This window comes from Ruegeria sp. S84 (assembly GCF_056583445.1).
Genome location: NZ_CM152618.1, coordinates 2,037,220 through 2,049,261, shown reverse-complemented (window position 1 = coordinate 2,049,261; position 12,042 = coordinate 2,037,220). Strand labels below are relative to the sequence as shown.

Below are 12,042 nucleotides of genomic sequence, written 5' to 3'. Positions count from 1 at the left end.
GGAGAGAGAAGACATGCCAGTTAAGAACCGCTTTGCCGAATTGCAGGCCGAAATCACCGAATGGCGACGGGATATTCATGAAAACCCCGAGATTCTGTTTGAAACCCACCGCACCAGTGCTTTGGTCGCGGACAAACTGAAAGAGTTCGGCTGCGACGAGGTCGTTACCGGGATCGGTCGCACCGGGGTTGTCGGTGTGATCAAGGGCAAATCAGACTCGAGTGGCAAAGTCATCGGTCTGCGTGCTGATATGGATGCGCTGCCGATTCACGAGGCGACGGGGTTGGATTACGCCTCGAAAACCGATGGGGCGATGCATGCTTGTGGCCATGATGGACATACGGCGATGCTGCTCGGGGCGGCGAAATACCTTTCGGAAACGCGTAATTTTGACGGTACTGTAGTGGTCATCTTCCAGCCCGCTGAAGAAGGTGGCGGCGGTGGTCGCGAAATGTGCGAAGACGGCATGATGGCGCGCTGGAACATTCAGGAAGTCTACGGCATGCACAACTGGCCGGGCCGTCCGGTCGGCAGCTTCTCGATCCGTCCGGGTTCGTTCTTTGCCGCGACCGATCAGTTCGACATCACCTTTGAAGGACGCGGTGGCCACGCCGCGAAACCGCAGGAGACCGTGGATACAACCGTTATGACGGCGCAGGCGGTTCTGGCGCTGCAGACGATTGCCTCGCGTAATGCTGATCCGATTGATCAGGTGGTGGTATCGGTGACGTCGTTCGAGACTTCCTCGAAGGCGTTTAACGTGATCCCGCAGACGGTGCAGATCAAAGGCACCGTACGCACCATGAGCAAAGAGTTGCGCGATCTTGCCGAGAAACGGATCAACGAGATTTGCGCAGGAGTTGCAGCGACCTTTGGTGGCACGGCGGATGTGACCTATATTCGTGGCTATCCGGTGATGGTGAACAGTGACGAGCAGACCGATTTCGCGGCCGAGGTGGCGAAATCGGTCTCGGGCAGCTGTGACGAAGCGCCCCTTGTCATGGGGGGTGAGGATTTTGCCTTTATGCTCGAAGAGCGTCCGGGGGCTTATATTCTGGTGGGCAATGGAGATACGGCCATGGTTCATCATCCCGAGTATAATTTCAACGACGAGGCCATTCCTGCCGGGTGTAGTTGGTGGGCCGAGATTGTTGAGCAGCGGATGCCTGCTGCTTGATGGGAAGGGTGGGGGCTCTGCCCCCACACCTCCGAGGTATTTTTAGCCAGGTGAAGAGGGATCGGTGTGTTTTGTCAGCCGAGAGACAGGCGGGAGCAGAGCGTTTCGATCACCGCATCCAACGCCGAACTCTGTGTTTTCACGCAGGCATCGGCTGCCATTCGAGCGGTGTGCAGTTCGGCTTTGTCCGACAGCCAGAGGGTGACAGCATCTGACAATGCATTGGCCGAGTTGATCCGGACGGCGCCGCCTGTTTTGATGAGCGGCTCAAATGTCTCGGCAAAATTGAAATAGCCGGGACCGGTGATCACCGCAGCCCCCGCCTGAACCGGTTCGAACGGGTTATGGCCGCCGATCTCTTTCAGCGATCCCCCTAGGAAAACGATGGGGCAGAGGGCGTACCAGGTTCCGGTTTCACCCAATGTATCCGCGACATAGACCTGTAGGTCTGATGTTATCTGTTGGTCAGCGCTGCGTCGTGCATGCGAAAGACCAGCATCACTCACCAATTTAGCAACGTCGTCTCCACGCTCCGGATGGCGAGGGATCAGCAGCAATAGCAGGTCGGGCCATCGCTGCAGCAACGCTTTGTGGGCTGCCAGAACCGTTTCTTCTTCCCCTGTATGGGTCGAACTGGCAATCCACAGCGGGCGACCATCTATCTGCGCTTGGGTTTTGGTCAGGACATCCTGATTTACGGGCAGCGGGTCAGACATGGCCTTGAGGTTGGTGCCGGGTTGGACGCGCTCAGCATCAGCGCCCATGGTGATCAGGTTATCGGCTGTTTTGGAGTTTTGCGTTAGGAATACCTTGAAATGATCCAGAATGAAGCGCGCAGTGTTCGGGCGCTTGTTCCAACTGTCCACTGATTTGTCAGATAGCCGGGCATTCAAGAGCGCCAGTGGCGTGCCGCGATTGGCGGCCTCTACGATCAGGCGGGGCCAGATTTCACTTTCTACAAAGATGCCTGCATCGGGTTTCCAGTGGTCCAGAAACTCGCGCACCGGAGCGGCGCTGTCCAATGGCGGATACTGGTGGCGCGTCCGGGCAGGCAAGCGCTTGGCAATCAACGTCGCCGAGGTCGGGGTGCCTGAGGTGATGAGAAACTCAGCATTCGGCAGGCGCTGCCCCAGACGGTTGATCAGGCTTAGAACCGATAGGCTTTCACCCACACTGGCCGCGTGAAACCAGATCAGCTGCCCATCTGGGCGCGGCAAACTGGCATGGCCAAGCCGTTCTTGCTGGCGGCTTTCGGGAACACCCGCAGCGTGCAGTTTGTTGCGTACTTTCCGCCAAATCAGGGGTTCGGCAATAGATATGAGACCGCAGTACAGTTTGTACAGCAGCGTCGGCTGCGCGGATCTATCGGGCATCTCAGCCGCCCGTATGACTCATGTGGCGGCTCATCTGACCGTCGACGGCTTGCCGGGAATAGTCGAAATCATGGCCCTTGGGCTTGAGATTGATGGCTGCGCGGATCGCGTCTTCCAACGGTTTCTCGGTATCGGGATGATCGCGCAAGGGTGCGCGCAGATCAGCCATATCTTCCTGGCCAAGGCACATGTAGATCTCACCAGTGCAGGTCAGGCGCACGCGGTTGCAGCTTTCGCAGAAGTTATGGCTGAGTGGCGTTATGAAACCGATCTTTTGACCGGTCTCCTCAAGCCTGACATACCGCGCCGGACCACCCGTCCGTTCGGCCAGATCAGTGACCGTATAGTGGTTCTGATATTCCTTGCGGACGTCTTTGAGCGACCAATACTGATCCAGCCGGTCTTCGTTGCCTATATCGCCCATGGGCATGACTTCGATCCAGGTCAGGTCCATATCGCGTTCGGCACACCATTCGGTGATCTTGGGTAGCTCGGGCTCGTTGAACCCTTTCAGAGCGACAGCGTTGATCTTGATCCGCAGGCCAGCCTTTTGTGCTGCGTCAATGCCGTTCAGCACCTGTTTCAGGCGGCCCCATCGGGTGACCTTGGCAAATTTGTCTTCATCCAGCGTATCGAGCGAGACATTCACGCGCCGCACGCCCGCTGCGTAAAGATCATCCGCAAATCGGTGCAATTGTGATCCGTTGGTTGTCAGCGTCAACTCCTTCAGGGCGCCGCTGTCCAGATGTCGGGTCATGCTGTTGAAGAATGACATGATGTTTCGCCTAACCAGTGGTTCGCCCCCGGTGATGCGCAATTTCTCGACGCCCAAATTGACGAATGTCGTGCACATACGATCCAACTCTTCCAGAGTCAGAAGGTCTTTCTTGGGAAGAAACTTCATATCTTCGGACATGCAGTAGACGCAGCGGAAATCGCAGCGATCCGTAACGGAGACGCGAAGATAGGTGATGGCGCGGGCAAACGGGTCTATAAGCGGAGCTGTCATGGCTCATAGGTAAAGCGGAGGCATGTTCGCGGCAAGTGCCATCTGCGTTTTGGACTGGTACAGTTAGGCGCAGCGCTCTAGGTTTTGTGTTATGAAATATGCTTTGGTTTTAGCTTTTAGCTTCGTTGCCGGTTGCGATTCCGTTCGGTCCACGACGGATCGGGTGTTCGGAAGTTCATCCAACGAGACGGCGGCTGAACCCGTTACAGCAGAGGCGACGGAGGTAACTCCTGAACCTGTGGCTGCCGCAGGGTGGTCTGGCGCCAAAACGACCGTTGCCGGGCTGGGCGATCCCAACACACCGGGGCGCTGGTTGCAGACGCCTCTGGTACAAACTGAAATCAACGGCCGCGTGGTTGTGCCGCGCACGGGTGCGCAGGCCTATGTCACGCTTGTTCCCGCACCAGGCCCCGAAGGCGGTGGCGGACGGCTGTCGCTTGAAGCCATGCGCGCGCTGTTGGTGCCATATGACGAGTTGGTGGAACTGGAAGTCTATTCCGACTGAGCGCGCAGGTATTTCCCAGCCTCTTTGAGGGCAAAGGGTTTCATGTTTGCGCCGTGCGTTTCCAGAAACGCGACTACGCGCTCTGGATCATGCTTTGACAATTCGCGCAGCCACCATGCGATGGCCTTCTGGATAAACCATTCCCGATCGGAGACATACGTGGCAGCCCAGCCGAGTATACGGTCGCGGCATGCCAGGTCTTCCGTTTTGGGATGATTCTGTTTGGTCCAGGGCAGGGTGGCGACCAGCGCGGCGCGTTTGGTCCACATGTGGCCCGACGTGGTCCAGCGTTCGACCTGATCCAGCCGGGTTGGATCAGCCGACAGGCGCTTTTGCATCGCCATACAGGCATGATCGGCCACTGCCCAGGCGTCAAAATCCGGTAGCCAGCTTTGCAGCAGGTCCCACATCGCGTCATCCGGTCGGATACGGGCTTGGGTCAGCAGCTTTGCTGCCGCGACCCGCGCTTCATGAATGTTGGTCTGCCATAAGCCATCGGCGACAGCGATGCGGTCGATGACTTCAAGTTCGCGCCGCCAAGCCTTGGTCAGATCATTCAAAACCGGGTTCGGAACGCCCAGATAGGTGCGGTCTACCTTATGGTAGGCCGCCACCTGTTCTGCGCGTTCGGGATCGGCATGGGCTTTGATCTGATCCAGATAGGCTTGCATGCCCGATCACTCAACCGTGACGGATTTTGCCAGATTACGGGGCTGATCAACATCTGTGCCTTTGGCCACCGCCGTGTGGTAGGCTAGCAATTGCGCGGGCACCGAATAGAGAATCGGGGCAAGGCTGGTGTGCACATGTGGCATACGGATCGTACTCCAAACTCCATCTTCTGCCTCAGCGATTCCATCATCGTCGGAGACGAGGATAACCTTGCCCTTGCGCGCCATCACCTCCTGCATGTTCGAAACTGTCTTGTCGAAAACTGCGTCGCGCGGTGCCATGACAACAACCGGCATATGCTTGTCGATCAAGGCGATGGGGCCGTGCTTCAACTCACCCGAGGCATAGCCTTCGGCGTGGATATAGCTGATTTCCTTGAGTTTCAGCGCGCCTTCCATCGCCAGCGGGTACATGAGGCCACGGCCCAGGAACAGCACGTCGCGCGCTTCGGACAGGCGTTGGGCGGATTGGCGAATAGCGTCGTTCTGATCCAGCGCAGCATTCAGAACAGTCGGCAAACCGCGAAGGGCGGCCGCGTGATCGGCGATCTCTTCATCGCTAAGCGTGCCTCGATCTGCAGCGGCCTTAAGGGCAAGCATGAGCAACACGCTAAGCTGGCAGGTGAACGCCTTGGTCGAGGCAACACCGATCTCAACACCCGCATGGATCGGCAACGCCACATCGCTTTCGCGCGCAATCGAGCTTTCCGCGACATTCACGACCGAGACAATCTTGTCCGCCTTGCCCTCGCAATAGCGCAGGGCAGCAAGCGTGTCGGCGGTTTCGCCCGATTGGCTTACAAACAGCGCCAACGTCCGGTCCGAGACCGGAGGTTCGCGATAGCGGAACTCGCTGGCGATATCGACTTCAACCGGCATCTTGGCCAGCTGTTCGAACCAGTATTTTGCCGTCAGGCAAGCATAGAATGCCGTGCCGCAGGCCACCATGGTCAGACGGTCCAGCTTGGTGAAATCCAGACCGTAACCGGGCAATACAACCTGATCGCCTCCGGTCGGAAGATACGAGCGGATGGCTTCGGCCACCACAACAGGCTGCTCGGCAATTTCCTTGGCCATGTAGTGCTTGTGGCCACCTTTGTCGGCACGGGTCTGATCGATTTGAACTTGCCGAATTTCGCGGTTGGCAAGCTCTCCCGATTCGGTTCGAATCTCAAGCGAAGTGCGGGTCAGAACCGCCCGATCGCCTTCCTCAAGATAGGTGATGCGATCCGTCAGGGGGGCCAGCGCGATCGCATCAGACCCAACAAACATCTCACCATCGCCGTGACCAATTGCAAGGGGCGAGCCCTTGCGCGCTGCGACAATCAGGTCTTCTTGACCGTCGAACAGAAAGGCGAGCGCAAATGCACCTTTGAGTCGATCAATGGTTTTAAACGCGGCGTCGACCGGAGACAGCCCTTCGGACATGTAGCGTTCCGTCATCAGGGCAACGGTTTCAGTGTCGGTATCCGTCACGAAACCGACCCCATTCTCGGCCAGTTCGGCCCGCAGTTCACGATAGTTTTCGACGATGCCGTTGTGCACTACGGCGACAGGCCCGGCCTTGTGCGGATGCGCATTGTTAACTGATGGGGCACCATGGGTGGCCCAGCGTGTGTGACCGATACCGGATTTACCTGGAAGGGGGTTATGAACAAGAAGGTCGCTTAGGTTCACCAACTTGCCGACGGCCCGTCGGCGGCCCAAAGCGCCATCGTTCACGGTCGCAATACCGGCGCTGTCATAACCGCGATACTCAAGCCGCTTCAGTGCTTCGACCAGGATAGGGGCAGCTTCGTGACTGCCCAGAACACCAACAATTCCACACATAACTCAGGCTCCTTTGTCGCGGCGAGCCTTCTTCGCCTTCAACATTTCAAACAATTTACGCGCATAGCCGGGTTTGTTTTCCTGCTTGGAACGCGCTACGGCCAATGCGTCTGGCTCAATATCCTTGGTCACTACGGTCCCCGTGGCGGTCATCGCGCCATCACCCAGAGTGACCGGGGCCACCAGCATCGTGTTCGATCCAATGAACACGTTTTCCCCGATGGTTGTTTTATGCTTCATCACGCCATCATAGTTACATGTGATAGTTCCCGCGCCGATATTGGTCGCCGCCCCGACCGAAGCGTCGCCGATATAGCTAAGGTGATTCACCTTTGCGCCTTCGGCGATTTCGGCGTTCTTGATCTCGACAAAGTTGCCAATTTTGGCGTTTTCAGCCAGCTCTGTACCCGGACGCAGCCGGGCATAGGGTCCGACCACCGAACCTCGGCTGACATGGCAGCCTTCGAGATGTGAAAACGCCCGGATCGTTGCGCCGCTTTCCACGGTCACTCCGGGGCCGAAAACCACATTGGGTTCAATGACAGTGTCGCGGCCAATGACGGTATCTGCGGCCAGATAAACCGTTTCAGGGGCCATCAGAGTGACCCCCAGATCCAGCAATGCGGACCGTGCTTGCACCTGAAACACCGCATCCGCCGCCGCCAGATCAGCGCGCGAATTGATGCCCAGCGTCTGAGCTTCGTCGCAGGCAACTGCAGTTACGGTCAGCCCTTGGCTGCGGGCGATCTCGACTACGTCAGTCAGATAGTATTCACCCGAGGCGTTGTCATTGCCAACGGCATCGATCAGTGAGAACAAGGTTTCGGAATCGCATGCCAAAAGTCCTGAGTTACAGAAGGTTATAGTGCGTTCTTCATCTGTGGCATCCTTGAATTCGACGATCCGCTCCAAGGCGTCCCCGTTCATCACAAGGCGGCCATAACGGGCGGGGTCTGCAGCTTCGAATCCAAGAATGACCAGATCGTTTTTTGCGCGCGCTTCGATCATCCGCTGCAGGGTGTCGGGCTGTAGAAACGGGGTATCACCATAGAGGACGACCACATCCCCCTGAAAGCCCTCCAGCGCTGCAAGCGCCTGCGCAACCGCGTGGGCAGTGCCAAGCTGTTCTTCCTGCACCGCAATGCTGGTGTTTTCATCTTCGGCTTCAGCCACGCGCGCGACAGCTTCCGCGCCGTGGCCGGTAACAATCACCGTGCGATCGGGCGACAGGACAGCACCGGCTCGCATGGCGTGAACCAGCATTGGGGCCTGAGCGATCGGATGCAGGACTTTGGGAATATCAGAGTTCATCCTTGTGCCTTTTCCTGCGGCAAGAATGACAAGGGCAGTGCTCATGAAATCGTTTTCTCTTTTGTTTTGTCGCCGCCCGTTTTATCCGCTGTGGGCAAAGGCGCAAGCGGTTCAGCCATCAAAGAAGATTGCCGTTTGCAACACGACATGGCGGAAACCCGCCGGTTCAGGAGGTGAGCATGCGAACGGTAATCTTTGATCTGGATGGAACTTTGGTGGATACATCTGGTGATTTGCTGGCCGCTGCAAACCATTGTTTTCGCGAGATGGGTCATGGGGATGTTCTGTCGCCCGAGCTTGATGCGGCGGTATCGGTACGCGGTGCACGCTTGATGTTGTCCCATGGATTGAAGCGGGTCGGCGCCTATGACGCGGACGTTGTTGAAGCCTATTATCCGGTCTTTTTGGACGTCTATGGGCAGGCGATCGATACGCATACCTATTTCTATCCCGGTGCGCTTGAAGCCGTCGAAGCACTGAAAGATGCAGGTTATGGCGTGGGGATTTGCACCAACAAGCCCGAAGGCCTGGCTGATTTGCTGCTGACCCGGATGGGTGTCCGTGATCACTTTGCTTCACTGATCGGTGCAGACACATTACCGGTGCGGAAACCCGACCCTGAACCGTTACGCGAAGCAGCGCGTCGCGCCGGAGGGCACCCTGACCACTGCGTATTGATCGGCGACTCAGATACCGACCGAAATACGGCGCGGGCTGCGGGAGTGCCGTCGGTACTGGTGACATTCGGCCCGTCGGGCGATGAGATGGCTGCGCTGGAGCCCGAGGCGTTGTTGCATCATTTTGATGATTTACCGAAACTGGTCTCCGATTTGATCGGAGCGGCGGCCTGATCCCTTGACCCGCTTAACACTCAGCATAAAAACGGATTCATGACTGAGACATTCACAGGTAATTTCACCCAGCAAGAACCCATTCCCGAAGAGGCGATCGAGGCTGCCTTGGCCGTTTTGCGCCATGGTCGTTTGCACCGCTACAATGTTGCCCCTGGCGAGTTGAGCGAGACGGCTTTGTTGGAGCAGGAATTCGCCGCCCAGATGGGAGCGAAATACTGTCTGGCGGTCTCGTCGGGTGGCTACGCTCTGGCCACAGCTCTGCGGGCGGTGGGGGTTAAGCCGGGCGATCCGGTTTTGACCAACGCGTTCACTCTGGCCCCGGTGCCCGGGGCGATCGCGTCGGTTGGGGCAAAGCCGGTCTTTGTTGGTGTGACCGAAGCCCTGACCATCGATCTGGATGATCTTGAGGCCAAGCTGGATCAGGCGAAGGTGTTGATGCTGAGCCACATGCGAGGGCATCTATGCGATATGGATCGCATGATGCAGACGTGTGATACGGCGGGTGTGATCGTGATCGAAGATTGCGCCCATACCATGGGTGCCGCCTGGCGCGGGCAGCTGTCTGGGCGGCAGGGGGCCATCGGATGTTACTCGTGCCAGACCTATAAACATGTCAATTCGGGCGAGGGCGGGTTGCTGATCACGGATGATCCGAAGCTGGCGGCCAAGGCAACGATGCTCTCTGGCTCATATATGCTGTATGAACGCCATCTGGCCGCGCCCGGGCCGGAGGTGTTCGAGCAGATCAAATTCACAACCCCCAATGTCTCGGGTCGGATGGATAATTTGCGTGCAGCGATCTTACGTCCGCAGTTGCGTGATCTTGATCGGCAGGTACAGCGTTGGAATGAACGCTATGTTGTGATTGAGCATGGCCTGCGTGAAACGCCGGGTTTGACGATGGTGGAGCGGCCTGATGCTGAGACCTATGTCGGTTCATCGATACAATTCCTGTTGCTGGACTGGACACCCGAGCGCATTGCCGAGGTAATCCAGCGCTGCGCCGCGCGCGGGGTTGAACTGAAGTGGTTCGGGGGGCTGAACCGTCGGGATTTACATCACGCTATGACAGTTGGCGTTATGCCGACAGCGCCCCGATGCCGGTCAGTGATCGGATATTGGCCGGGATCATGGATATGCGCGTTCCGCTGACCTTCTCGCTAGAGGATTGTGCCCAAATTGCGCGCATTATCCGGGCTGAAGTCAGCGCTGTCTATCAGTCATAGTCCAGCGGAGTGCGCTCTCAGCGCACGCTCGATTTATCTGAAAACGCCGCCCCTTGCCGGGCGGCGTTTTGCGTTGGCCTGCGTGTCGTCATTGACCCGAGGAGGAAACGCTGCTATCTGATTATTGAACGCTTGTTCATTAATGCAATCGGAGGAGCCCTGCATGTTTATGGCCACAATGCAATTCGATCTGGGCGAGGACGTGAACGCCCTGCGTGAGATGGTGCACCGCTGGGCTCAGGAACGGGTCAAGCCGATGGCGGCCGAGATCGACGCGTCCAATGCCTTTCCGAATGAGCTGTGGAAAGAGATGGGTGAGCTTGGTTTGTTGGGCGTTACAGTCCCTGAAGAATATGGCGGGGCCGGTATGTCCTATCTGGCGCATACGGTGGCAGTTGAGGAAGTGGCGCGCGCCTCGGCCTCGGTATCTTTGTCCTACGGGGCGCATTCGAACTTGTGCGTGAACCAGATCAAGTTGAACGGAACAGAAGAGCAGAAGAAAAAATATCTGCCCGGTCTGATTTCGGGTGAACACGTCGGGGCGTTGGCTATGTCCGAGCCCTCGGCTGGGTCGGATGTGGTTTCCATGAAGCTACGTGCAGAAAAGCGAAACGATCACTATCGGCTGAATGGCAACAAATATTGGATCACCAACGGGCCGGATGCAGACACTCTGGTCGTCTATGCCAAGACCGATCCGGACGCCGGGTCAAAGGGGATCACGGCTTTTCTGATCGAGAAAGAGATGACCGGGTTTTCGACTTCGCCTCATTTCGACAAGCTTGGCATGCGCGGCTCGAACACCGCTGAGTTGATCTTTGAAGATGTTGAAGTGCCGTTCGAGAATGTTCTGGGCGAAGAAGGGCGGGGTGTAGCCGTTCTGATGTCCGGTCTGGACTATGAGCGTGTGGTTCTTGCGGGTATTGGAACCGGGATCATGGCCGCCTGCTTGGATGAAGTGATGCCCTATCTGGCCGAGCGTAAGCAGTTCGGAAAACCGATCGGGAGCTTCCAGCTCATGCAAGGCAAGATCGCGGATATGTACACAGCCATGAATTCGGCGCGGGCCTATGTCTACGAAGTTGCCAAGGCATGCGACCGCGGGGATGTAACCCGTCAGGATGCTGCAGCGTGCTGCCTATATGCCTCGGAACAGGCGATGGTGCAGGCGCATCAAGCCGTTCAGGCGTTGGGTGGTGCCGGATTCCTGTCGGATTCGCCAGTCAGCCGGATTTTCCGAGATGCAAAGCTGATGGAGATCGGCGCGGGCACCAGCGAAATCCGCCGCATGCTGATTGGGCGCGAAATGATGAACGAGATGTTGTGATGGAAAACCCCGCAGTTCATTGAACCACGGGGCTTTTTGCGATTGGATCAGAAACGATGAACGTAGGACAGGCCAATCAGGAACGGGTCGATTTCGGCGGTGCCGATGTCGTTGCCGTCAAGTTTGACGTCCGAGTCGATGTCGAACCAGCGCACGTTCAGACGCACCGCGCCTTTTTCCGTGACCATGTAATCCAGACCGGCCTGCAGAGAAACGCCGAAGGAGTTGTCCAGATCGAGATCGCCCAAAGGCGAGTCTTCCTCGAAGAAGATGGTGTAGTTCAGACCGGCGCCGACATAGGGCTTCCACGCGCTATTGGTCGGGAAGTGATAGTTCAGCGACAGAGTAGGCGGAAGATGCTTGACGCTGCCCGCGTCAACGCTGCCACCGAGAGTGACGTCATGCTTGTAGGGGGTCGAGGCCAAGAGCTCGATCCCGAGATTGTCCTGAACGAAGTATTCGACGGTGAAAATCGGACGGGTGTCCGAGTCGATTTCGGCGTCGAACCCGGCCAGAGTCCCATTGTCGGATTTGGGGTCCAGATAGCCGACACCAACACCGACTGTCCAATCGCCTTGGGATTGGGCGAAGGCTGGGGCAGCCAGAGCGACAAGTGCGGTAGAAAGGGTCAAAGCGGCGAGTTTCTTTGTCATATTCGTGCCTTTGCTTGCGTTGATGCCGATGTTTTGGATGCCGCGGCGCAGAAATGCTCTGATCTGCATCAAACTCCGGAAATTGCTGAAGCGGGGAGGCTAGCTG

At 57.4% G+C, this 12,042-nt stretch carries 10 protein-coding genes and 1 pseudogene; 5 read left to right on the top strand and 6 right to left on the bottom strand.

The features are described 5' to 3' along the window. Positions 1 to 13 precede the first annotated feature (13 nt). A complete protein-coding gene (locus tag AC1DFB_RS10340) occupies positions 14 to 1,177 on the top strand; it encodes a M20 aminoacylase family protein (RefSeq protein WP_480921204.1) in 1,164 nt (387 codons plus the stop codon). A 74-nt stretch (positions 1,178 to 1,251) separates the two neighbouring features. On the opposite strand, the gene AC1DFB_RS10335 is transcribed toward AC1DFB_RS10340, so the two are convergent. Both AC1DFB_RS10335 and moaA read right to left on the bottom strand, forming a co-directional pair. Further along, a complete protein-coding gene (locus AC1DFB_RS10335; protein ID WP_480921203.1) occupies positions 1,252 to 2,550 on the bottom strand; it encodes a 3-deoxy-D-manno-octulosonic acid transferase in 1,299 nt (432 codons plus the stop codon). Position 2,551: 1 nt separating this feature from the next. Continuing rightward, positions 2,552 to 3,559 (bottom strand): GTP 3',8-cyclase MoaA, encoded by a 1,008-nt coding sequence (gene moaA / locus AC1DFB_RS10330; RefSeq protein ID WP_170404063.1) that lies wholly within the window; start codon positions 3,557 to 3,559, stop codon positions 2,552 to 2,554. A 91-nt stretch (positions 3,560 to 3,650) separates the two neighbouring features. On the opposite strand from moaA, the gene AC1DFB_RS10325 reads away from it, so the two are divergent. After that, on the top strand, positions 3,651 to 4,064 hold the full coding sequence (locus AC1DFB_RS10325; RefSeq protein WP_480570736.1) for a hypothetical protein: 414 nt from the start codon (positions 3,651 to 3,653) through the stop codon (positions 4,062 to 4,064). Here the strand turns inward: AC1DFB_RS10325 and AC1DFB_RS10320 are convergent. From AC1DFB_RS10320 to glmU, 3 genes are read right to left on the bottom strand one after another with little or no spacing between them, the layout of a single operon-like run. Then, positions 4,052 to 4,735: a DNA alkylation repair protein gene (locus AC1DFB_RS10320; RefSeq protein WP_480921202.1), complete on the bottom strand. Its 684-nt coding sequence runs from the start codon at positions 4,733 to 4,735 to the stop codon at positions 4,052 to 4,054. The genes AC1DFB_RS10325 and AC1DFB_RS10320 overlap by 13 nt on opposite strands. A gap of 6 nt (positions 4,736 to 4,741) precedes the next feature. Next, positions 4,742 to 6,565 (bottom strand): glutamine--fructose-6-phosphate transaminase (isomerizing), encoded by a 1,824-nt coding sequence (gene glmS, locus AC1DFB_RS10315; protein WP_480921201.1) that lies wholly within the window; start codon positions 6,563 to 6,565, stop codon positions 4,742 to 4,744. 3 nt (positions 6,566 to 6,568) lie between these two features. Further along, on the bottom strand, positions 6,569 to 7,921 hold the full coding sequence (gene glmU / locus AC1DFB_RS10310) for a bifunctional UDP-N-acetylglucosamine diphosphorylase/glucosamine-1-phosphate N-acetyltransferase GlmU (protein WP_480921200.1): 1,353 nt from the start codon (positions 7,919 to 7,921) through the stop codon (positions 6,569 to 6,571). Between the two features lie 134 nt (positions 7,922 to 8,055). Here glmU and AC1DFB_RS10305 point away from each other — a divergent pair, with 134 nt between their 5' ends. The 3 genes and pseudogenes from AC1DFB_RS10305 (at position 8,056) to AC1DFB_RS10295 (ending at position 11,283) form a co-directional block, all read left to right on the top strand. After that, a complete protein-coding gene (locus AC1DFB_RS10305; protein ID WP_480921199.1) occupies positions 8,056 to 8,727 on the top strand; it encodes an HAD-IA family hydrolase in 672 nt (223 codons plus the stop codon). 39 nt (positions 8,728 to 8,766) lie between these two features. Then, positions 8,767 to 9,956, top strand: a pseudogene (locus AC1DFB_RS10300) (DegT/DnrJ/EryC1/StrS family aminotransferase). Between the two features lie 163 nt (positions 9,957 to 10,119). Continuing rightward, a complete protein-coding gene (locus AC1DFB_RS10295; RefSeq protein WP_170404042.1) occupies positions 10,120 to 11,283 on the top strand; it encodes an isovaleryl-CoA dehydrogenase in 1,164 nt (387 codons plus the stop codon). Between the two features lie 47 nt (positions 11,284 to 11,330). Here AC1DFB_RS10295 and AC1DFB_RS10290 read toward each other — a convergent pair whose 3' ends face one another. Beyond that, positions 11,331 to 11,936: an OmpW/AlkL family protein gene (locus tag AC1DFB_RS10290; RefSeq protein WP_170404039.1), complete on the bottom strand. Its 606-nt coding sequence runs from the start codon at positions 11,934 to 11,936 to the stop codon at positions 11,331 to 11,333. Between the last annotated feature and the right edge of the window lie 106 nt (positions 11,937 to 12,042).